The sequence below is a fragment of the Vibrio sp. 1CM23M genome (genome assembly GCF_023161755.1).
GTDB classification, from domain to species: domain Bacteria; phylum Pseudomonadota; class Gammaproteobacteria; order Enterobacterales; family Vibrionaceae; genus Vibrio; species Vibrio coralliirubri.
The window spans coordinates 1168123-1190305 of the sequence record NZ_JALNTR010000001.1; the positions used below are offsets into that span (position 1 = coordinate 1168123).

At 45.3% G+C, this 22183-nt stretch carries 18 protein-coding genes; 8 read left to right on the top strand and 10 right to left on the bottom strand.

Annotation, left to right across the window (positions count from 1 at the left end; all coding sequences use genetic code 11):
* Positions 1–237: 237 nt before the first annotated feature.
* Positions 238–2103 (top strand): fructose-specific PTS transporter subunit EIIC, encoded by a 1866-nt coding sequence (locus tag MSG35_RS04960; RefSeq protein WP_086969301.1) that lies wholly within the window; start codon positions 238–240, stop codon positions 2101–2103.
* A gap of 125 nt (positions 2104–2228) precedes the next feature.
* Here the strand turns inward: MSG35_RS04960 and MSG35_RS04965 are convergent, their stop codons facing one another.
* Entirely contained in the window at positions 2229–2813 is a 585-nt protein-coding gene (locus MSG35_RS04965) for a TetR/AcrR family transcriptional regulator (RefSeq protein ID WP_017087226.1), read from the bottom strand.
* A gap of 138 nt (positions 2814–2951) precedes the next feature.
* Complete coding sequence (locus MSG35_RS04970; RefSeq protein ID WP_017061661.1) at positions 2952–3125, bottom strand: hypothetical protein; 174 nt, start codon at positions 3123–3125, stop codon at positions 2952–2954.
* A 495-nt stretch (positions 3126–3620) separates the two neighbouring features.
* On the opposite strand from MSG35_RS04970, the gene MSG35_RS04975 reads away from it, so the two are divergent.
* Positions 3621–5600: a methyl-accepting chemotaxis protein gene (locus MSG35_RS04975; RefSeq protein WP_248383129.1), complete on the top strand. Its 1980-nt coding sequence runs from the start codon at positions 3621–3623 to the stop codon at positions 5598–5600.
* Positions 5601–5700: 100 nt separating this feature from the next.
* Here MSG35_RS04975 and MSG35_RS04980 read toward each other — a convergent pair whose 3' ends face one another.
* From MSG35_RS04980 to MSG35_RS05010, 7 genes are all read right to left on the bottom strand, one after another.
* On the bottom strand, positions 5701–6444 hold the full coding sequence (locus MSG35_RS04980) for a GntR family transcriptional regulator (RefSeq protein WP_248383131.1): 744 nt from the start codon (positions 6442–6444) through the stop codon (positions 5701–5703).
* Between the two features lie 120 nt (positions 6445–6564).
* Entirely contained in the window at positions 6565–7851 is a 1287-nt protein-coding gene (locus MSG35_RS04985) for an OFA family MFS transporter (protein ID WP_248383132.1), read from the bottom strand.
* 94 nt (positions 7852–7945) lie between these two features.
* The gene (locus MSG35_RS04990; protein WP_248383134.1) at positions 7946–8899 is read right to left on the bottom strand and encodes a PfkB family carbohydrate kinase; all 954 of its coding nucleotides are present in this window, start codon (positions 8897–8899) and stop codon (positions 7946–7948) included.
* The gene (locus MSG35_RS04995) at positions 8889–9911 is read right to left on the bottom strand and encodes an ADP-ribosylglycohydrolase family protein (protein ID WP_248383135.1); all 1023 of its coding nucleotides are present in this window, start codon (positions 9909–9911) and stop codon (positions 8889–8891) included. The genes MSG35_RS04990 and MSG35_RS04995 overlap by 11 nt, the downstream gene beginning before the upstream one ends.
* A 74-nt stretch (positions 9912–9985) precedes the next feature.
* Positions 9986–11284 carry a nucleoside permease gene (locus tag MSG35_RS05000; RefSeq protein WP_248383136.1) on the bottom strand — a complete coding sequence of 433 codons (1299 nt, stop codon included), beginning with the start codon at positions 11282–11284 and terminating at the stop codon, positions 9986–9988.
* 341 nt (positions 11285–11625) lie between these two features.
* Entirely contained in the window at positions 11626–12789 is a 1164-nt protein-coding gene (locus tag MSG35_RS05005) for an aromatic amino acid transport family protein (RefSeq protein WP_086969313.1), read from the bottom strand.
* A gap of 341 nt (positions 12790–13130) precedes the next feature.
* Entirely contained in the window at positions 13131–14156 is a 1026-nt protein-coding gene (locus MSG35_RS05010) for a LysR substrate-binding domain-containing protein (protein ID WP_248383138.1), read from the bottom strand.
* 66 nt (positions 14157–14222) lie between these two features.
* Here MSG35_RS05010 and MSG35_RS05015 point away from each other — a divergent pair, with 66 nt between their 5' ends.
* From MSG35_RS05015 to MSG35_RS05040, 6 genes are all read left to right on the top strand, one after another.
* Positions 14223–15659: a UDP-N-acetylmuramoyl-L-alanyl-D-glutamate--2,6-diaminopimelate ligase gene (locus MSG35_RS05015; protein ID WP_248383141.1), complete on the top strand. Its 1437-nt coding sequence runs from the start codon at positions 14223–14225 to the stop codon at positions 15657–15659.
* Positions 15656–16942, top strand: coding sequence for a D-alanyl-D-alanine carboxypeptidase family protein (locus MSG35_RS05020; RefSeq protein WP_248383142.1), 1287 nt, complete (start codon positions 15656–15658; stop codon positions 16940–16942). Before MSG35_RS05015 ends, MSG35_RS05020 begins: the two co-directional genes overlap by 4 nt.
* Positions 16939–18159: an MFS transporter gene (locus tag MSG35_RS05025; protein WP_248383144.1), complete on the top strand. Its 1221-nt coding sequence runs from the start codon at positions 16939–16941 to the stop codon at positions 18157–18159. Before MSG35_RS05020 ends, MSG35_RS05025 begins: the two co-directional genes overlap by 4 nt.
* 147 nt (positions 18160–18306) lie before the next feature.
* Positions 18307–19542, top strand: coding sequence for a methyltransferase domain-containing protein (locus MSG35_RS05030; RefSeq protein ID WP_248383145.1), 1236 nt, complete (start codon positions 18307–18309; stop codon positions 19540–19542).
* On the top strand, positions 19543–20106 hold the full coding sequence (locus tag MSG35_RS05035) for an N-acetyltransferase (protein WP_248383146.1): 564 nt from the start codon (positions 19543–19545) through the stop codon (positions 20104–20106).
* 237 nt (positions 20107–20343) lie between these two features.
* Positions 20344–20892, top strand: coding sequence for a carboxymuconolactone decarboxylase family protein (locus MSG35_RS05040; protein WP_059018236.1), 549 nt, complete (start codon positions 20344–20346; stop codon positions 20890–20892).
* A gap of 111 nt (positions 20893–21003) precedes the next feature.
* Here the strand turns inward: MSG35_RS05040 and MSG35_RS05045 are convergent, their stop codons facing one another.
* Positions 21004–22179, bottom strand: coding sequence for a MalY/PatB family protein (locus tag MSG35_RS05045; protein WP_248383148.1), 1176 nt, complete (start codon positions 22177–22179; stop codon positions 21004–21006).
* Between the last annotated feature and the right edge of the window lie 4 nt (positions 22180–22183).

Genomic DNA, 22183 nt, shown 5'->3' on the forward strand with positions numbered 1-22183 from the left:
GTATGGAAAGCTCGCATAGGGGAGGGGCGATATTGTTATGGGTTCTGTGGATTTTATGGATTGGCGTTTTTTATTCCAAGGTGAAAGTCACACTCTGAGTTCTTGGTTACAATAATCCAGTTAATGCACCTTTCGTCCTATATATTGAGTGCCTTCACACCGTTAATCTTTTCATCTTATTAACCTTATCACTTACGTAATTACTTCAGTCTGAAATCAGGCGAGGCAGAGCAGCATATGGATATCACCAACATTATCGAGCCCGAGATCATCTGCTTAGATTTACAAGCAGACTCAAAACAGGCGGTATTTGAAGAGCTTGTTGAACTGCTCGACCGTGCCGGTAAGCTCTCCAATAAACGTGAATTCCTTGATGATATATGGAAACGTGAAGCTATCGGTAATACAGGCTTTGACGATGGCATTGCGATTCCACACGCGAAAAGCACTGCCGTAGCTAAACCTGCTGTGGCGGTAGGTATCAGCCGCTCTGGCATCGATTATGGCGCAGACGGCGGCGAGCTGTCGGATGTGTTCTTTATGCTCGCTTCCCCAGACAACAACGACGACCACCATATCGAGGTACTGGCTCAGATTTCGACCAGACTTATCGAAGATGGCTTTGTTACAAAATTAAAGGCGGTGGAGTCTGTTGAGGAAGCTCAAGAGCTGTTTCTCGAAGCCAATTCTGAATCGTTCGATAGTTATGCTTCAAGCCATCATGAAGTGTATGTCGAACCACTCAGCCCTTGGGCACAATCTCTTAATCGCCTCAAAGAACACTTATTATACGGCACCTCACATATGATTCCTTTCGTGGTTGCAGGTGGTGTGCTTTTGTCTTTGTCGGTGATGATGTCGGGTCATGGCGCAGTACCTGAAAGCGGTGTTCTGGCTGACATCGCACAGATGGGCATTGCGGGGTTAACCCTGTTTACTGCGGTACTCGGTGGTTACATCGCGTATTCAATGGCCGACAAACCGGGTTTAGCGCCCGGAATGATTGGTTCTTGGGTCGCGGTCAATCAATACAATACCGGCTTCCTTGGCGCGATTGTGGTCGGCTTCTTCGCGGGCTTTGTGGTTAATCTACTTAAGAAGATCAAACTGCCAGACAGCATGATCTCGCTGAGCTCGATCTTCATCTATCCACTAGTCGGCACCTTTGTAACCTGTGGTGCGGTGATGTGGGTGATAGGCTCACCGATTGCCCAAGTGATGCTAGAGATGAACCAAATGCTGACTGGCATGGCAGGCTCAGGAAAAGTGCTGTTGGGCAGTATTTTAGGCGCAATGACCGCCTTTGATATGGGCGGCCCAATCAATAAAGTAGCAACGCTGTTTGCCCAAACTCAGGTGAATACTCAACCATGGTTGATGGGCGGTGTCGGGATAGCGATTTGTACGCCACCGCTAGGTATGGCATTGGCGACTTTCTTATCGCCAAAGAAATTTAAAAGAGACGAACGTGAAGCCGGTAAAGCGGCGGGCATCATGGGCATGATTGGCATCAGTGAAGGCGCAATTCCTTTCGCTGCCGCCGATCCTGCGCGCGTTCTGCCTGCGGTTGTTGCTGGTGGCATTGTCGGTAACGTGGTTGGCTTTATGTTCCATGTAGTGAACCATGCACCATGGGGCGGATGGATAGTGTTGCCAGTGGTTGATGGCAAGATTGGCTATATCGTCGGCACACTAGCTGGAGCTCTAACAACAGCTCTTATCGTGATTCTTCTGAAGAAGAACGTGGTCGAAGGTGAAGTGAATTCTAATCAGTTTACCGGTGGTTCAGTAACAGAAGAAGGGCAAGCGGATGTATTAGCGATCACTTCTTGTCCGTCTGGTGTTGCCCATACATTCTTGGCTGCGAAATCGTTAGAAAAGGCGGCGCATCATCTTGGAGTTCGGATTAAAGTCGAAACCCAAGGTGCCAACGGAATAGGCAATCGAATTACCCAAAAAGACATTGAAAGGGCGAGGTTGGTGATCTTTGCTCACGATGTGGCGATTAAAGAAGTTGAACGCTTTGCGAACGTGAAAACCTTGGATGTCAGTACTAAGGAAGCAATGCTTAATGCTCAGGCGTTGATCATGAGAAAGGTGTAACTCTTTAAACCGCAAAGTTTATCATCTATAAAGTTAACTAGATCAAAACTAAAAAGACTCCGCTCAGACCTGTTAAGGCGAAAGTGGAGTCTTTTGGTATTGTGCCCAATCTATCAGGTCAGACACTAAAAAGGGTGGTACTTAAATACGTCTTCAACCATTGAGTTGAGTAAATCGATATCGTCACAAGTTTTGGCGTAGGTACGCAGGCCTGCGATTTGAACCTGAACATGACGAGCGAGTTGAGTCGGCTCGCGCTCTTTGCTTATCTCACCCAATTCTTGTGATTCTGCAATCAGCTTGGCGAATTCACCTTCCATGATCTTGAGTGATTTCTTTGCTTCTGCTAATAACTCTGCGTGTTCATCAGTCAGTTCAGCGACCGTTTTAGCCAGCATACACATGCCATTTGGCGCGCTCTGTTTCGATTCGACAACGGCGCGTTTTACGAAGTTTTCCAACGCTTTGATAGGCGATTCGGTTTCACTGCGGAAGCGGTTCAGATTCAGGATGCCAAGTTCGGTATAGCGAGCAAGTGTCTCTTTAAACAAACCTTCTTTGCTGCCGAACGTCGCGTAGATGCTGCCTGGGCGCATATCAATCACGTCTTGCAGGTTACGCATAGAAGTCGCGTGAAAGCCCTTTTCCCAATACAGGTTCGTTGCTTTATCTACTACGTCTTGTCTATCGAACTTAGCGGTTTTAGCCATAACATCTACTTCATTAATCTGAACATATGTTCAATATTTTATGCTGAACGCCCGTTCTAGTAAAGGTGTGTTTGGCTGCTTTGCACAGGCTTAGTACATAAAAGAGTTAATAAAACGTCTCGATCATCAGGAAATCTCTTAATCATCAATAACTTCTACGGTCTTGTGCTGAGCGCCGTAGTAGGTGCCTTCATCGATGGTGTACATCAATGTTGCTTCGCACTCTGGACAATCGAATTCCTCATTGGGCTCAATGGCCGCTTCTTCTACCCATTCCCAACCGATATGTTCTTCGCAAGCGGGACAATCCATACAATGTCTCTCAGTTTTTGTCGCATATTTATTGCGAATCTCTACTTTAATAATTCGGCATTATACATATTTAGTTAACGAGGAATAGACAGTTAATCAGCGCAGAATAGGGAGTTGGCTAGTTGTGAGTCAATCGCTGGTGAGCGTTGAATCTATATTTAGTTCTGAATATATCGTTTTCTCTGAGCACATAATTGGTGCAGAACTACCCCTTTTGGGTAGTTAAGATGTGTCATATTTCACTCGCTTGCGTCAATTAAATGTTGTTGCGCGTGTTTTTGTTATCGTTAGGTCGCTTAGCTAACAGTTTTATCGGTAAATCAATGTGTTCTGTAAGGTTAAATGTTACCTTCATCGCATCGCGATCTGTGTGGCACAGTAATTGATGCACATTGATCAAGTTGAATAATTATACAGTCACAATTGAGGCGCATCTTATTAAGGATGTGCGAGTTAGATGGCTGAAAAAATTTGTTAGCTGCTAGGGAAATGATAATGAAATTAACCGATATGTCTTTTAAGCAAAAAATCATCGCTTTGCTTATTTTACCGATCTTGGGATTTCTATGGCTTAGCGTTTCTGCGATTTCAAAAGGCGTAGAAACCACCAGTGAATTGTCTTCATTAAACCAACTTACCCGTTTGTCGGTTGTGTACAGTGAACTTGTGCATGAGTTACAAAAAGAGCGTGGAATGACGGCTGGGTTTATCGGCTCACAGGGCACTAAGTTTGTCAGTGAACTACGCGCACAAAGAGCCAGTGCAGATAATAGACGTAATCTGAAAACCGAATACTGGCAATCTGCTGAAATCGATTTACCGCAGATCACTCGGCTGAACACTGAAATAAGCCAAAGCCTAAATCAAATTACTTCTATTCGAAATCGAGTCGATTCTCAATCGATTCCTCTGTCTGAAGCTTTGGGTTACTACACCCAACTGAATGCAAAGCTGCTAAGCGTATCGGCGTTAATTGCTGAGCTTAGCTCTGATGCTGCCATCACCACTGAAACCATCGCTTACTACAACTTTTTACAAGGTAAAGAGCGAGCGGGTATCGAGCGTGCGGTTCTCAACAACACCTTCTCTAAAAATGAATTTGGCCCAGGCATGTTGGTTAAATTCATCTCTTTGGTGACTGAGCAAAATACCTACTTCTCAAACTTTGAGGTATTGAGTAACCCAGCTAACGTTCGTTTCTTTGAACAGCAATTGAATGATCGTTCGGTGGCAGAAGTAGAAAAGCTACGTGGTTTGGCTGAATCTAAGATGAGCGGTTTTGATGTTGATCCTGTGTACTGGTTCTCGCAATCTACCGCGCGTATTGTTCAGCTGAAGAAAACTGAAAATCACCTAGCACAATCACTTATCGCACTGACAGAGACTAAAATGTCAGAGGCGCAGTCTGCGATGATGATGAGTATTGGTCTGTTTGCTTTGATAACCTTGTTCGCGACCTTCGTGAGCTATAAGGCGATCAGCGACCTGACGATGAGAGTAAAAGATCTTACAGTGATGTTGTCTAAGGTTCGTAATGACAACGACTTAACAGTTCGCGCTAAGTTCGTTGGCAACAGTGAGCTTGGACTGATCTCTTCGGCACTCAACGAAACGCTAGAGAAGTTTTCGAATGTCATCGATAACTTGTCTCAATCGAGTTTGACCTTGGCTTCTGCCGCTGAAGAAACCTCACAAACCTGTCACTACAATTCGAACACGCTAGTGCAACAACAAGACCAAATTGGCTTGGTTGCAACGGCGACAGAAGAGCTATCGGCAACGGTGAACGAAGTCGCGGCGAAAACACAGCAGACAGCTAGCTCCGCTAAAATGGTCGATGAGCAGTCACAAGAAGGTTTGAGTACAGTTCAGGATTCTTATCACTCGATTGAAAAACTGGCATCTGAAATTAATGACCTCGCTGAAAAGATCGCGCACCTACACGAAAGCAGCAACAACATCAACAGTGTGATTGATGTGATTAAGTCGGTAGCAGAACAAACCAACTTACTTGCGTTGAACGCGGCAATTGAAGCGGCTCGTGCGGGTGAGCAAGGCCGTGGTTTCGCCGTCGTCGCCGATGAAGTTCGCACGCTAGCACAGCGTACTCAGCAGTCGACAGCTGAAATTGAAGGTTTCATCAGCTCGCTACAGTCTGATGTGCAAACCGCGTTTAATGTGATTGATAACAGCCAGAAGATGTCATCTAAAGCGGTTGAGGATTCAAAAGAGGTGGAGCACACTTTACAAGGAATCTCAGCATCGGTAAGCGAGATCTTTAGCATGACTGAGCAGATCGCGACCGCAACCGAAGAGCAAGCGGTAGTGACTCAAGACATTGCTCAGAACGTGATGGCAGTAGAGCAGAAGTCGACCGAGTCGACCACTGGCGCAACTCAAATTGCAGCGACAGCCAAAGAACAAGCTGAACTGGCGGCTTCACTGAAAGATATTGCGAGTACGTTTAAGAGCTAACTAGCACGCACTCCAATAAGAAGTAAAAAGCCCGTTAGTCTCTACTTTTAATAGCAGGACTAACGGGCTTTTTGTATCTGCTGTATTTTGGATGCGAGGTTTAATCTTCACTCACAAACACATACATATCACCACGACAGCGGTTGATGCTGTATTCAATCGGAACGCCTTTTTTATCGTAAGTGGTTTGTTCGATAAGCAGTACAGGCACGGTTTCGTCGATATTGAGTTTTTCTAGGAACTCTTCAGTTGGCATTTTTGCAGACACACGACTTTGCGTTTTGGTTGGTGATATGTCTTGGCTGCGGAAGTAGTCGTAAAGCGACAATTGAATTTCGTCTGGGTCATGGATCAAATGAGCAGGGACGTAAGACTCTTCAATAGATACTGCTTGCTCGTCGATGTAACGAACGCGCTTCAATAGAAAGACTTGATCGTTCTCGGCAATTTTAAGCATCTTGGCGATTTCTGAAGAGCAAGGAACCACATCTTTCTTGATCCACAATGTGTCGGGTTTTTTGCCTTTTAGAACCACTTGTTGAGAGAAGCCTGTCGCTTCTTTACTTGAGTATTCAACAGTCTCGCTGATCATAGTACCCAAACCACGAGAGCGAACTATCACACCTTCCTTATCTAGAATATCCAATGCTTTGCGGACCGTAATTCGAGAAACACCAAGCTTGTCGCTGAATTCACGTTCCGTTGGGATAAAGTCACCGCCCTTCAACATTTGTTGCTCAGTCGCGAGCTTTACTGAATCGGCAATCTTCAGATACAGAGGTGATTTATCTTTCTGGTCGATTCGTTCCTGAATCAAGGTAAGCAGTGGTTGATAAGCGCTCATAAAGGTCTGTTTTAGCTTTTATATTTAACCGAAGTATACCCGAAGTCTGAGTCCACACTTAATAGAAATGTGAAATCTGAGGGCGAAACAAAGATTCCACCACTCAGAGGTTTTATCCAGTTAGTTTGAACGTTTCAGCTGATAACGAGAGGATGACGCTTTGTTGCTACAAGGCTCCGTTGAAATGGGTTTTACTTTGAAGGTCAGGACTGTGGCGATACTCACCAAGACAGCACAGATCAAATAGGCGATTGAGTAACTGCCATACCAATCCATCGATATTGCCGCAAGGATAGGGCCGATAAAGCCGCCAATACCCCAAGCGGTATAAAGCACGCCATAGTTGGCGCCGAAGTTCTTCAGGCCGTATAAGTCCGCCATGATTGAAGGAAATACAGCTAATAAAGTGCCGTACCCAATGCCCGCCAAAGCGGCACCCACCATCAGAGTAGGGCTAGAGACAAACTGGCTGAACAGCAGCATATTGATGGTTTGCAGGCTCAGTGCGATCGCTAAAGTTTTCAATGCGCCAATCTTGTCGCTGAGAAGTCCAGAAACCAATCGGCCTGCTGAATTGAATATCGATAAAGTCACGATTAAATACGCGCCTTCTAAGATATTGGCTTGCTCTGCAGCGATAGAGGTGATGTTGGCGATGATCATCAAGCCAGCTGCCGCGCCGAATGCGTAGGTGAACCACAATAAATAGAACTGTTTGGTGGCGAGCATCTCTCTCCACATGTAATTTCGGCTGACCGTTGATGCAGGCGTTAATGCGTCAGGCTGTGATGAGCTGACTTTAGGCTCATAGCCCTTTGGCGGATTTTTGATAGAACAGGCCAGTGGAAAGGCGATAAGAATCAAACCTGCCCCAAGTATTTGAAGGCTTTGCTCTAGACCGTATTCTGAGATTAGATAGCTAGTAAGCGGTGCCAAGTAAATAGCAGCCAGCCCGAATGCAGTGGCGAGTAACCCATTGACCATGCCTTTTTGAGAAGAGTGAAACCACTTCATAGCGGTTGGATTCAAACACGCATAAGCGAATCCAATACCGGCACCAGTGACTAGACCAAAGCTCACATTAAGGTTCCAAGGCGTTAGGGAGAGGCTCGCCAAGATCATTCCCGCGCCAGCCATCAAAGAACCCACCATTAATACTTTTTGTGGGCCGATTTTATCTTGAATACGACCAGCAATGAGTAGCGCCAATGATAGGGTGATTATAGTGATGGTGTAGGGCATCGAAGCTTGAGTGTTGTTCCAACCGAGTTCTAGTAGCGAGTTCTTAAAAACGCTCCAGGTATAGAGCACGCCGATACAAAGGTTGATCCCACAGCTCGCAAGCAGAATCCTCGTCGCTTTGTTATTTGCATTAGAAGAACGGTTCATAACAGAAGAATGATTCATATTAGAAAGGCCAAAAAAGCTAGGTAAAAGAAAGACAGGCATAACAAAAAGGCCCAGTAATACTGAGCCTTGTGTCTACATGACTTAACAGGAATTAGTATTGGTTAAGGTAGTGAGTTATCTCGTCAACGCTTGGCGCGCAGTCGCCACCCACATGACTCACCACATAAGACGCAACCGCATTGCCAAGTAAGATCGCGTCAGGCAGTTCCCAGCCGGAAGCCAAGCCCGCTAACACGCCACCCGCATGGGTATCACCTGCGCCAATAGTATCAACCACGGTCGCTTTAAATGGTGCAACATTTCCATGACCATCTTGGTTGGCGAATAGTGCGCCATCGCTGTCGATGCGCAAGATTAGTGGGCAGCCATAATGGTTATGCCATTGCTCAACAAAGGTGTTGATGTCTTGCATACCTAGCACTTCGGCTTCTTGACGGTTCAAAGACACAGTCGGCTTTAGCTTAATTAGTCGCTCAAACACGGGCTTTGAAATATCACCAATGCGAGGGCCAAAATCGATGAATAGCTCAATGCCGCTCGGCAGTGTTTCAAGCCAGCTAACAATCTGCTCTCCACATGCTGAGGACAATTGGTAACCCGAAAGGTAGACGATTGCATCGTCTTGAAGATCCAACTGCTCAAGTGCTTGTTGATTCCAATTGTTCTCAACACCGCTAACAGATAGGAAGGTGCGTTCGCCATCTGGCTCAACGAGCGCTAAGCACCAACCATTGTCGCCACTTGGATCTTGCAGGCTACTTGTTAGGCCTTTCTCAGCCATCGCAGCAGTGATGATGTCCGCCCATTTACCCTGGCCAATCGGTAGAGCATTAATAGATTCAACGCCGAGCTTTTTTAAAGCAATCGCGATGTTGAGAGCACAACCACCAACGTGAATGCCTTTCTCTGTGAGCTCGACATCAGTACCACGTTTCGGTAGGGCAGGTGTTTCTGTCACAATATCGACCACAGCAGCGCCGATTAGGCACAACTGTCGTTGGTTCTGTAGAGTTGGAATCAGTGTAATCAAAGCACTATGAGGCATACCCTTGCTCCTTAATCTCTCTTAAGCGTACGAAGGTTTCAGCGTAACCGGTAAAGTCGAGTTGGTTTTCGTCATCGAGCTGTTTTTTCAGTTCGACATCGATAGCTTGAATACCATTCAATGCGCCACAAATTGCTGTAGCCATTGCGCCTATCGTATCGGTATCACCACCTAAGTTTGCACATAGAATGGCACAGCGATTTGGATCGGTTTGAGCTAGTTCGACCATGGCGATTGCTGCTGGTACAGACTCAATTGTGCTCACACCAGCGCCAACAAGGTTATAGATCTTTTCCATACGCTCTTCAACGCCGCTGTTTTCTGAAGCAACCATCAGAGCCAATTCAATGCGTGCCCCCATCGAAGCGCTGAAGGTGGTGATGTTCTTAGTTTGAGCTGCAACCGCAATCGCGGGTAGTTGATCTTTGATTGCGTTCCAGCTGTGACCTTCAATCGCTTTCGATACCGACCATGCAATAGCTACAGCACCAGAAATCGCTACGTCTGATTTATGGGTTGGGCTTGAAGCTAATGCGACTTGGTCGATGAAGGTGTCTAGGCTGGTAGTTGGTACTAGGCAGCCCATTGGAGACACGCGCATTGCCGCACCATTGGTCACGCCGTTGTTTTCTAGTTCATCAATTGATGTCCCTTCCTTGATAGCGCGCATCGCGGCTTTTGAACTCGGGCCAAAAATGTTCTTATTGAATGCATCAAAACCTTCAGCCCAACTTAATACGTTACGAGCAATAATCTCTGGTGAGATTTCGCCATCGCATTCAATGATAGCGTCTGCAAGAGCCAATGCCATTGAGGTGTCATCTGTGAACTGGCAAGCATCGAAATAACAAGCGGCGTTGTTTTCAGCTGGCCCCGGCAGGAAAGAGTCAATCCAACCAAAGTGTGCTTTTACTCGGCTTCTTGGCCAAAGCTCTGATGGCATTCCCATTGAATCACCCAATGCTTGACCATAAAAAGTGCCTAAAATTCTGTCTTGTTTTGAAATGTTCATCTTACTTCACCAAAAATAGGTTATCTAAAAGCTGCTCAGTCAGAAACCAGGAGAGAGACTGAGCAGGTATAAAATTACGCTTGAGCTTTTTCTACTTGAGTTTGCTCTGATGGGTTTCCATCTGATTTGTTGTCGATTTTGATCTCTTTGATCTCGCCGTTTGGCTCACGGAAGAAGTACATAAAGATAACGAGGATGATGGCTATCATGATAGCGCCGAAGCCCCACATACCACCCCAGTCAAACGTTAGTCCGTTTTGTGGTTCGTCATAAGCGAACATCTTCTCCATCAACACGCCACCTAAGCGGTAACCCAGCAAGCTACCAATACCTTGGCAACCGAGTGTGATAAGGCCTTGCGCAGCGGTACGCATGTGAGCCGGTGCTTTTTTGTCGACATAGATGTAGGCCGTTACGAAGTAGAAGTCGTAGCTCACACCATGCAATAGGATGCCTGCGAACAGTAGCGAGTAGAGGTACCAAGTGTCTGCGCTACCGTAAACGAAGAATCCGTAACGAACCGCGGCAGTAAATAGACCAAGAAGTAATACCTTCTTAATACCAAATCGTTTTGTGAAGAATGGTAGTGCCAGCATAAAGAAGATTTCAGAGAACTGACCCAGCGTCATCCAACCTGTCGCATTGCTCATGCCTACTTCAGTTAGGTAGCCGTTAGCGAAGATGTAATAGAACGCCAGAGGCATGCTGAACATGAAAGAACAAACGAAGAATGCTAAGAAGTTTTTGTCTTTCAGTAACACGATAGCGTCTAGGCCAAGCATCACTTTAAGGCTTAGTTTACCGGTACTTTTTGGCGGTGTGTCTGGCAGAGTCAATGCGAAGATACCCAGTGCAGCAGAAGCAAGAGCCGTCAGAATCAGTGGGATATTACTTGATGAGATATCACCGTAGCCCAACCAACCTGGTAAGAAGCCAATCGCGATACCAGAAGCAATCCAACCAATAGTACCCATGACACGAATACGTGGGAAGTCACGTTCTACGTCTTCTACGTTAGAGAAAGCAATGCTGTTGGTCAGTGCAATCGTCGGCATGTAGGTCAGAGAGTAAAGCAAAAGTAGTGGGAAGAAGGTGGCGAACTCGGTTTGCTGTGCCGCTAAGTACATCAAACCTGCACCTGCTATCAACATCACAGAAAGTACTTTCTGAGCAGCAAAGAATCGGTCGGTGATCGATCCCACTAAGATCGGTGAAATGATTGCGGCGATCGCGGTACATGCGTAAGACCATGCTATCTCAGTTGGTGTGAATCCATTGGTATTGAGTATTTGCCATAGGGGAACAAACCATGCTCCCCAGATAAACCATTCAATGAACATCATTGAAGACAGTTTGAAGTTATTCGATTTCATTATTATGTCCTTTAGTACTGTAGGGTACGCGAATGATGGTATTTCAAAAGATAATACCAATACAATACCATTGAGGTTGTTTTGTGATCTAATTATCAGATGTATCAGCAATCGATCTACTTTATATGATCATAGATCATGCTGTTTTGAGCAGGGCTGGAGTTTGAAATACTGAGGGAGGGTTTATCTAAATGATTGTTTCTAATTACTTTGTCTGAAGGCTTAGTTATTTGGATTTGGCGATGAAGGCAGAGTTTGTAGATAAGAATATTAGGCATAAAAAAAGAGCAGCCAAAGCTGCTCTTCTTGGTATCTTTTTAGGTCTATGACCGAGTGATGATCTACCCCATAAACCAAGACACGAAAATCAACGCGCCAAAACCAAATGTTGCCATCAGTGCGGTATCGCCACCGGCTGCTGTGTAGCTGCCTTCGGTTTGTAGGTGAGGGAAGTCAGGTCTGCGCACCTTAACCACCATTGCGAGTGGGCCCCAGATAGCTAGGAACACCAGCACCATACCTGCGTAATCCAACATGCTTACAAACTGGCTAGCGAACAGCTCTGCTAATACCAAAGGTAAGATGAAGGTCAACGCATAAGCCAACGCTTTGTTGTTGGTTACCGCATCTTTGTTTTGGTCGTAAAGCGCCATCGACACGCCGAGGAAAGAAGTCACCAAGGCTAAAGCAGAGAACAGAGCAATCACCACTTTCAACCAAGCGGATTGGCCGCTAAACGCAGAGATCAGTTCTGAAATGTTGTGGAATTGACTGATCGCGTCTGTGCCTAGGTTACCGATAATCGCGAATAACCAAGTGAGGTAGCACACTAGCGGGATCACTGAGCCTAACAGAATCATATTGCGGATCTGCTTTTGAGTCGCTTCACGGTTGTAGATAACCAGTGACGGGATCACCACCATAGAGGCAAAGCTAGTAAAGATGACCGCGCTGTATTGCACTACGTCATTGGCCGTGTATTGGCTGGTTTGAGTGAGGTAATCAAGGCGAATATTGCTAAACAATGACGCGATAACGATAAACAGCATCACGACCATTAAGATGAATAGTCCACGATTCAGTTTGTCGATATAAGACTTGCCCGAGACGACGATAGCGCCCATCAATAGGCTGAAAATGGTATACGCAACGGATGCCGATACATCGACACCAACATCGAGCAGTAGCTTATGAATGATGTCACCGACACCCAAGATATAAGCGATCAACATGCATACCAGCAGCAGGTAAAAGAGGGCATTGATAAAATGTTTGCCTTTACTGCCAAGCGTTAAGTAAGCAACGCTGCTCATGCCACTATTGTCTTTCGTTTTTGTACACGCCTCGGCTAGCAGAAGAGCAGAGTAGGTGGTGCCGATAAAGATAAGTAGCATCAACACTGAGCTGATCATGAAGCCAAATTGAGCCAACACCATTGGGATAGCTAACATGCCAGCCCCTAATGCCGTTCCCGAAAGGATTAGGGAACTGCCGAATAATTTCATATTCAAGAAAAACAACCTCAAGCGATCCAATTAATTTTTGTTTGGATTGTAAATAATTGTTTCCAAGACTAACAAAATACTCAGTAAAGTTAGGGGTTAATTTCTAATAAATTTTGAATTTTTCTAAAAAAGTTAAGAAGTGATTTGTGAGGAGTATGCTTGGCTGGTTTAAGTATTCACTTATTGGTTTGTTTTAGCGTTTTGATAACTTTTGTAAATTGATGGCCGCTCAATAATTTTGGGATCTGTGGTCGATTAAGTGGTGATTTAACTTGAGCTAAGTAGGAGCCAACCTTACTTGTTTCATGAATCCTTGCTGCCCCTTGCTAGTAAACCTCAACTCATTTGATGAGTCGAAGTTCTTTCACTTTTTCTTGAATCAAGTTTTGGACGAGCTGGGTAAGAAACTGGATACGTGGATGACTAGCGTCGCGTTTTAATGTCACCATATCGACGTTAAAATCTGGGATTTCAATAGGTGGGTCGCATAGTACTAAGTCATCATCTATCAATTCAGAGCGGCCTACCATCTCTGCCATCACGGCTAATACATTTCTTCCCGAAAGCATTCTTCGAATGGTCAAAAAACGCGTTGTACCAAGCACCACATTACGTTTTACACCGATATTTTCTAGCGTGATATCGACTTGACTCGTCAGTTCTTGGTTAGCCGTAATTATCATTTGCGGTGTCTTTAAATAGGTATCGAGCGGTATCGGGAGTGTGGTCTTCAACACCTTGTTATCAAAGGTGCATAGGTGCTTTTCTCGGTAAACAAAGGTGGTATCCAAATGGCTTGGTAACTCCTGAAAAACACCAATACAGAGGTCCGTGTTTTGGTCTTCGAGTAATGTCACGCAGTTCGCACTATCGACCGGCTTGAGCAGGACTTTACTGAGCGGGGCGAGTTGCTGAAGAGTGTCGAAAATCTCAGGACCAAAAATCTGTTCTGCGTAATCACTTATACCAATGGTGAACTGTCCAGAGTAACTCTCTGGCTCAAATTGTTCTGCCGGTAAAATATCTTGCGTGAAAATCGACAAAATCGTCTGAACCTTAGGGGCTATCTCATGCGCTCTCACCGTCGGTTGCATCTTATTGCCTTGCCTTTCAAATAGAGGATCCCCCAATAATTCCCGAAGTCGTTTTAGGTTGTAACTGGTGGCTGGCTGTCCCAAATGCAGTTCTTTTGAAGCTGCCGATACACTCTTTAAGCGAAAAAGCGCGTCAAAAGTGAGCAGTAGGTTGAGGTCGATTCCACGCCAATTTAGATCTTTCACAGCAATATTCTCATTTGGTAGAGATAACACTAAAGAAAACAGGTTATCAAAATGGCTGATGACTTGAATTGATTTGTTCAATTTCATCGATGGGATTTAGGAAAATATACTCGACTCAATTAATAATTCCTAGCTAACAGAAAGGATAAATGAATGTTGAGCGAGAAATTGAAAAGCTTCTTAAAACAACTGGGCGCATTGTCAATTAGGCGTTTCTCAACAAACAGTGAACACGTTCAGTGTCAGGATGTATTCGTTTGTCGTGAAGGGACGAGTCATGATAGTCATCGTTATATTGAAAGTGCGATTACCAATGGAGCGGTTGCCATTATTGCTACAAAACCTATATCGGCATCGGTACCAGTATTCGTAACGGGAAGCTACTACCAAAGCTTGCTGCTCATTAAGGCTTTTTATCAGTATCCGCATAAGAAAATTCGCCATATTGGTATTACGGGTACAAACGGAAAAACGACCGTTGCACATGGTTTGAATCAGGTTCTAAAGACCAATCGACAGAGCGCTTATATTGGAACACTTGGCGTTGAATATGCGGGTAACAAGCAAGAATTGAGTAATACCACGCCAGACAGCGTGACATTATTGAACTTATTCAAAGATATGGCGGATGCGCAGGTCACTGATAATGTTATGGAGCTAAGCAGCCATGCGTTGGTGCAAGATAGAGCAGGGTTTGTGCCGCTGTCTGTTGGAGTGATCACTAATATAGGCCGCGACCACCTTGATTATCATAAAACACTGGATGGTTATGTTCAGGCTAAGCTGCAGATCCTTGATCGCATTCATCCCAACGGCACCGCTGTGATTAACCTTGATGATCCCCATGCCAATGTCGCGATAGAGCGAGCAAGCAGCCGAGTGAATGTCCTAACGTTCTCAATGAATAATTCAGACGCGGATCTTTATGTCGAAGATTTAAACGTTGAGCCATTTGGCGCCACCTTTAGCCTCAATAATCAAGGCAACAAAGAGCGCGTTTTCAGCCAATTGCCTTTTCTGTTTAACGTTGAGAACACCTTAGCGATGGCGGCAACATTGTTGGCACTTAATTGGTCTCTAGCTGATAGCGCTAACGCCTTGAATAGCGTTGTTGCGCCGGATGGACGTTCAAAATATCTGTCGTTGGATAATGGCGCATTGGCCTTAGTTGATTACGCACATAACTTTGATGGTCTATCGGCTCTCTATCAAGGCATCCAATCCCAGTCGGCTAAGCGAGTGATTACTGTCGTTGGTGTGACTGGCGACCGGATACGAGATGCTGCTGATATCGGCAAACTATGCGCAACCCATTCTGATGTTGTTATTTTTACTTCCGATAATCCACTTGGTGAGATGCAAGAGGATATTTTTCGTGCGTTAACTTCGCAAGTTAGCCCCACGCTTTGCTATGAGATTAGCGACCGCTATGAAGCCATTCAATTAGCCAAACAACTGAGTCGCGGCGGTGACCTTATCTTAGTGTGCGGTAAAGGCTCAGAAACGCACCAGTACATCACGACGAATCAAGTCGGTCGCCAACGCTATATTGGCGATGTTGCCGCACTGACTTTGGAGGAAGTGTTATGAGTAAGATTTCGGTATTGAAGCTCAGTCTCTCATCGCCATCAGCTGCGCAAGCAAAGGTTAAAAAGAAACTAAAAGAGAGGCTTCTAAAAGAAAATCTTCGCTGGGCGAGAGCATTGGCTTACTTATTGTTAGTAGGATTGAGTGCTCCAAGCTTTGCGGTGGTGACCCCGAACCCACCTGAGTTGGCGGCCAAAGGTTATGTTTTGATGGATTTCCAATCGGGGAGCATCATTGCAGAGCAAAACTCTCGTGCCATTTTAGCCCCTGCCAGTTTGACCAAATTGATGACGGCTTATGTCGTTGGGCAAGAGGTTAAAGCCGGTCGATTGACATGGCAGGATAAAGTCTCGGTCAGTGAAAACGCGTGGTCGGCAAAGTTCTCAGAGTCATCCAAGATGTTTATTCAGCCAGGAGATGAGATTTCAGTTTCAAACCTCATGAAAGGGGTGATCATTCAATCGGGTAACGATGCTTCTGTCGCACTGGCAGAGCACATCGCGGGGAGTGAACAAGCCTTTGTTAGCCTAATGAATGGTTGGGCGAAGTCGCTTGGGCTGCAAGATACTAACTTTGTGAATGCGCATGGCTTAGATGGCGAAGGAATCCAAACTTCTCCGTTGGATATGGCGATTTTGATGAAGTCGATTATTCAGGATGTACCTGACGTTTATGCTTTATACCAAGAGCGTCGGTTTACTTGGAATAAGATCATTCAATACAACCGAAACAAGCTGCTTTGGGACAAGTCAATTAATGTCGATGGCGGAAAAACGGGCTATACCGAGAATGCGGGTTACAGCTTAGTCAGCTCGGCGACGGAAGGGAAGATGCGCTTGATATCGGTCGTTATGGGCACGACTAGTCCACAAGCGCGAACCTCTGCCTCAAAGAATCTATTGAGTTATGGGTTTCGTTTTTACGACACCAAACAAGTGATGCAAGAGGATCGAATAGAGTCTCAGGTGCGAGTTTGGAAGGGGAATACAGAACAAGTCGGAGCCAAGATCGCTGAAGATGCGTACCTCACCATGCCAAGAGGGTTAGTCGATTCGCTGCAAAAATCGGTGGCCATGACTGAACCGCTGCTCGCGCCTATTAAGCAAGGGGATGAAGTGGGACAAATTGTTTGGAAAAGTAACGGAAATACGGTGGCAAGTTTCGCTTTAGTGGCGGAGCAATCTGTAGATCAAGGAACTTGGATAGTACGACTTTGGGACAGCATTCAACTTTGGTTACGTGGTCTATTCTCTGACTTAGTAGGTCGGATTGAGGTAAGCGAATGAGCACTAGAATGGACATTACTCCAATGTGGCGCAATAGAGATTACATTCGCCTGCTGTCTGCTCAAATCATATCGTTAGTCGGCACTGGCATGAGCTCCATCTGCTTAGCTTTGCTCGCTTATGAGCTGTCAGGCGATGAAGCAGGGATGGTGCTGAGTATTGCATTTGCTTTGAAGATGTTGGCGTACATAGGACTCGCGCCAGTATTTGGTGCAATCGCACATAAGTTACCGAAACGAAGGACTTTGTTCGCGCTGGATTTGATTAGGGCGCTGTTGTTTGTCTGTTTACCGTTTGTCACCGAAGTGTGGGAAGTCTATGTCTTGATGTTTCTCATCAATGCGTGCTCTGCGGGTTTTACTCCCTTGTTTCAATCAACGCTACCTTTGGTCTTGGTGGATAAAACGCAGTACGCGAAAGCATTGTCGTTCAGCCGAATGGCTTATGATCTCGAACAGATCTTTAGCCCAATGTTAACGGCTCTATTGTTGAGCTTAATCGGTTTTAGACAGTTATTCATGCTCGATGCGGCCACTTTTCTGCTGTCTGGTGTGTTGATCTTACTGTGTACATTACCGAATTTGAAACGAGTGACAGAATCAGCGCATAAAACGAAAAAGACCAGCGCGGTGCAAGCGCTGCGTAATTACTTGAATAAACCCAAGTTGAGAGCTCTGTGGTTCGCATATCTAGCGGCGGCCAGTGCTTCTGCGATGGTGCTAGTGAATACGGTTATCTACGTACACGAAGTGCTGCACGGTGACGAAACGCAAACCGCATTAGCAATGATGGTCGTTGGTTTGGGTTCCATGCTTATGGCACTGCGGTTACCCAAGTGGTTAGAGAGTCACTCGCCGCAACATTTTCATTGGATAGGGTTGCTGACGATTTGCGGCTCTTTTGCCGTTGGCAGTTTCACACCCGGTTGGGTTGGCTTTGGCGTCATGTGTTTAGCCATGGGCGTTGGAATGTCTTGTATTCAAACTTCCGCAGGCCTATTGATCACCCAAGCGTGTGAGGGAGAGGACACCGCCCCGTATTTTGCTGCTCACTTCTCTTTAACGCATTTCTGGTGGTTTTTTACTTACTTGATCGCGGGGATAAGCGTGAAGCTGTTTGGTATGAGTGCCGGCTATTTAATTATGGGAGCTCTTTGTGTCATTAGCGGCTTAATGTACGCCTCCATCAAAGATACGTTCAGCGAGAATAATGGCTAGTTATAAAAGGAAAAGCTTATCGCTAAAAGACATGCCAAAGAGCGTTATCAGTTTGAAGCTAAACAAGATGAGAAAAATGCTTGATTGAGTGTTGACCTGACTACAACTTCATAGTTTATCTTATAGATAGAAATGAGGGAGAAGTGCATGTATCGCATATCTGAATTAGCGGAGCTCGTTGGCCTGAGCCGTTCAACGCTTTTGTACTATGGAAAGTTGGGTTTGATTGAAGCTCAACGCACCAGTAATGGTTATCGAAGTTATTCCGAACGCGACTTGCAGCGTGTGAAATTGTTGCAGCAGTTACAAGCGGGTGGCCTGACGTTGAAAGAGTGTCAGGCGTGTTTAGATGCCAAGGTTGACCGCTCCTTGTTACAAAACCGACTCGAACAGTTAGACGAAGAGATCGCTCAGAAACAGCGTTCGAGAGATCTTTTATCGGCCTTGTTAGGCGAGAGTGGTTTGCAAGATTGGCATGAATCGATGGACAAAGTGGCGCCTGATGCACATCTCGATTGGCTAATTAAGCAAGGCTTTGATGAGAAGCAAGCACTGCGACTGAAATGGCTTTCAAAAGATATGAACGATCATGACCAGTACATGGCGGATTTTGACGTGATCTTTGAGGGTTTACAGCGTTTAGGGCCAGGAACCGCGGAAGATACTTTAGCGGCGCTGGCACAAGTTCCGGTTTTTCCTAAACGTGTGCTTGAGATCGGTTGTGGTAAAGGTATTGCCACCTCTGTGTTAGCGAAAGCCTTAGTAGAACATCAAGTGGATGTGCAAATAACGGCGGTAGATAATGATCAACCGAGTTTAGATGTTCTGGCTCAGCAAGCACAGGCTCTTGGCTTAGAAAGCAACGTCAAAACCGTATGCGCGAGCATGATGGATCTTCCGTTTGAAGCTAAGTCGTTTGACCTAATTTGGTCGGAAGGCAGCGCTTACATCATGGGTGTTGAAAAAGCGCTAAAGCAGTGGCGAAATTTACTCAGTGATGACGGCATATTGGTGGTCAATGATTTGGTGTGGAATACCGAACAACCTAACGAATCGAGTCAAACATTCTGGCAAAAAGAGTACCCAGACATGACGACGGTATCCGAGCGAATTAAACAATCACAAGCTGCGGGTTATGAAGTTTTGGATCACTTTGCAATGAGCGATGCTGGTTGGCTTGCGTATTACCAGCCCTTTCAAAAGCGAGTAGAAGCGCTTAAAGCAACGATGCTGAACTCAAAAGCGCTCGTCGATTGCGACAATGAAGTTAAACAATTTTTCGATAGCAGCACATCAAAGAACGGTTTGGTTCAACAGCCTTCGAAAGGTTCTGAACAACGTGATTTTGATTATCAGTTCTTTGTGCTCAAAAAATTAAAGTAAATGAGTAACACCATGAAATTTAGACAATATAATTCAAACGAAATCGAAACAATCACTCAAGTTTTTACTCAGACCTTTACGGATTCAGAAGGTGAGAACGAAGGTAAAACCGTGGGCAAGCTTTCCAACGATCTTTTAACGACCACAGCCCCGACAGAGCTACTTTGCTTTGTTGCTGAAGACGATTCTAGTGAGTCGGATAGCACGATTGTTGGCGTGATTATCTTTACGTCGCTTTCATTTGACGATGAAACCAAGGCATATTTGCTTTCACCTGTGGCGGTGAGCACTCAGGTGCAAAAGCGTGGTATTGGCCAGCAACTGATTAACTTTGGTTTGCAGGTTCTAAAAGAGCAGGATATTGAGCTTGCAGTGACGTACGGTGATCCTGACTACTATTCAAAAGTGGGTTTTGGGCAAATTACCGTTGAGCAGGTTCCAGCTCCCTTTGAATTGAGTTTCCCTCACGGTTGGATAGCTCAATCGCTGATTGGCGGTGAGATTAAAGTGGCGAGTGAACAGTCGAGCTGCGTTAAAGGCTTGGCTCACGCAGAATATTGGTAGCCGCTTGAAATAAAAATTGAGAAAAGAGAAAGCCCATCAGGTGTTGCCTGTTGGGCTTTCTTGTTAGGAGTACAAGATATTCGAAAGGTTCTAACCTGTAATTTGAACGAGTGTTCAAAATAATACTTGAACGATCGTTCTTGTTTGTTCTATATTGTTTTCACACCAACGGAGAACATTCATTAATTGCTCCGTGACTGAATAACTTTAGAACCGTAAATTGATAGGGATAGAGCAATGAGCAACTTCAAAATTCACTCAGTAGAATCCGCGCCAGAACAAAGCCAACCTATTCTTGAAGGCGCCAAAAAGCAGATGGGCAGAGTGCCGGGCTTGTTTGGTGTGTTGGCTGAATCTCCAAACACACTTAAGGCTTACACTCAGCTTCATCAGGCGTTTAGCGAGTCATCTTTCGATGCAGAAGAGCTGACGGTAGTTTGGCAAACCATTAACGTTGAACACGAGTGCCACTACTGTGTTCCTGCACACACTGGCATTGCACATTCAATGAAGGTTGATCCTGCAATCACCGAAGCACTGCGTAATCGCACGGCTCTACCCACTGAAAAGCTGCAAGCACTGCACGACTTTACGTTAAGTATGGTACGCAACCGCGGCAATGTGCCTGAAAGTGAAATGGCAGCATTTTTCGAAGCGGGCTACGGTCAGCAACAAGTGCTAGAAGTGATTCTTGGCCTGTCTCAGAAAGTGATCAGTAACTACGTAAACCACGTTGCTAAAACGCCTGTAGACAAAGTATTTGAACAGTTCGCTTGGCAAGGGTAATCGCATTTAACTAACCATCGTATTTAAGCAACTCAAGATATGAGAATTATGAAAGCCCCGCTCAGTTGAGTGGGGCTTTGTTGTTTGGGTTGGGTTACGTTTTCTAATTACTTATTGTTCTACAACTAATGCCACTTTAAGTCGTACCAAAGCGTCTGCTAATACTTCTGCAGGGCACCCTAGATTCAATCGAATAAACCCTGAGCCTTCCTCGCCAAAGGCACACCCCATACTCGGTACAATTCCGGCTGCAATGAGTTTTTGCTCAAGCTCAGTATCACTTAGCTTCATTGCACGGCAATCAAGCCATGCAAGGTAAGTCGCTTCGGGTTTTGTGAAACGAATATGAGGCAACTCTGTTTTTAGGAATCCGTTTAGCGTTTCTATATTGTCTTGCAGGTATTGCTTTAAGTCCTCTAACCAAGTCTCACACTCTTGATAAGCAGTGGTTGCCGCTGACATTGATAGGTTGTTGAAGCAATCCATGCCATGAGCATCCAAACGGCGAACAAACTGCCCCTTCAATTCTGCATTGGGAATGATGAAGTTAGAGATTCTCAATGATGACAAGCCAAAAGTCTTACTGGCCGCAGTCGCCACAATAAGTTTGTTGGTTAGCGAACTTGGTAGTTTCAATGTTGAATGAAATGTATTCGGTGTGAGTGCTAGGTCACTCCAAATTTCATCACTGATTAGCCACACATCGTATTTTTGGCAAAGCTTGGCAACTTGCATTATTTCTTGCTCGCTCCATGCTCTGCCTGTTGGGTTGTGTGGGTTGCAGAAAATCAACGCTTTGGCACCACTCGCAAAGCAGTCTTCCAAATGTGCGAAATCAAGCTGGTAATGACCTTCTGATTCAATCAATGGATTGTTCAACACCTTACGATCATTTAGTTCGATGATCTTACGGAATGAACCGTAGCCCGGGCTTTGAATCACGATTTGATCATCCACTTTCGTGAGCATTTGCAACGCCATAGCAATACCGGGCAAAACGCCATGCACCGTTGTAATCCAATCTCGTTTGATTTCGGTTTGATGCTGGTTTTTAAACCAATCGATCGCAGCTTGGTAGTAGTCATCCTGACGTTCTGAGTAACCAAAAACACCATGTGAAATATCTTGAGCTAACCGTTCTAATACTTGTTGAGGTGCTTGGAAATCATAGTCAGACACCCACATAGGTAGCAAGTCGGTGCCTTCTAAGCCAAGCTTCTGCTCCATAAAATCCCACTTTACCGATCCTGTGTTTCGGCGGTTAATCGTATTGTCGAAAGAATTCATAGGA

Bases quoted from the DNA above. Each gene is read 5' to 3' on its own strand.
- MSG35_RS05000 (WP_248383136.1), bottom strand. From the start codon at position 11,284: ATGAAATCGAATAACTTCAAACTGTCTTCAATGATGTTCATTGAATGG.
- MSG35_RS04970 (WP_017061661.1), bottom strand. From the start codon at position 3,125: ATGGATTGTCCCGCTTGCGAAGAACATATCGGTTGGGAATGGGTAGAA.
- MSG35_RS04985 (WP_248383132.1), bottom strand. From the start codon at position 7,851: ATGAATCATTCTTCTGTTATGAACCGTTCTTCTAATGCAAATAACAAA.
- MSG35_RS05010 (WP_248383138.1), bottom strand. From the start codon at position 14,156: ATGAAATTGAACAAATCAATTCAAGTCATCAGCCATTTTGATAACCTG.
- MSG35_RS04995 (WP_248383135.1), bottom strand. From the start codon at position 9,911: ATGAACATTTCAAAACAAGACAGAATTTTAGGCACTTTTTATGGTCAA.
- MSG35_RS04980 (WP_248383131.1), bottom strand. From the start codon at position 6,444: ATGAGCGCTTATCAACCACTGCTTACCTTGATTCAGGAACGAATCGAC.
- MSG35_RS05030 (WP_248383145.1), top strand. From the start codon at position 18,307: ATGTATCGCATATCTGAATTAGCGGAGCTCGTTGGCCTGAGCCGTTCA.
- MSG35_RS05045 (WP_248383148.1), bottom strand. From the start codon at position 22,179: ATGAATTCTTTCGACAATACGATTAACCGCCGAAACACAGGATCGGTA.
- MSG35_RS05005 (WP_086969313.1), bottom strand. From the start codon at position 12,789: ATGAAATTATTCGGCAGTTCCCTAATCCTTTCGGGAACGGCATTAGGG.
- MSG35_RS04965 (WP_017087226.1), bottom strand. From the start codon at position 2,813: ATGGCTAAAACCGCTAAGTTCGATAGACAAGACGTAGTAGATAAAGCA.
- MSG35_RS05040 (WP_059018236.1), top strand. From the start codon at position 20,344: ATGAGCAACTTCAAAATTCACTCAGTAGAATCCGCGCCAGAACAAAGC.
- MSG35_RS05035 (WP_248383146.1), top strand. From the start codon at position 19,543: ATGAGTAACACCATGAAATTTAGACAATATAATTCAAACGAAATCGAA.
- MSG35_RS05015 (WP_248383141.1), top strand. From the start codon at position 14,223: ATGTTGAGCGAGAAATTGAAAAGCTTCTTAAAACAACTGGGCGCATTG.
- MSG35_RS04990 (WP_248383134.1), bottom strand. From the start codon at position 8,899: ATGCCTCATAGTGCTTTGATTACACTGATTCCAACTCTACAGAACCAA.
- MSG35_RS05025 (WP_248383144.1), top strand. From the start codon at position 16,939: ATGAGCACTAGAATGGACATTACTCCAATGTGGCGCAATAGAGATTAC.
- MSG35_RS04960 (WP_086969301.1), top strand. From the start codon at position 238: ATGGATATCACCAACATTATCGAGCCCGAGATCATCTGCTTAGATTTA.
- MSG35_RS04975 (WP_248383129.1), top strand. From the start codon at position 3,621: ATGAAATTAACCGATATGTCTTTTAAGCAAAAAATCATCGCTTTGCTT.
- MSG35_RS05020 (WP_248383142.1), top strand. From the start codon at position 15,656: ATGAGTAAGATTTCGGTATTGAAGCTCAGTCTCTCATCGCCATCAGCT.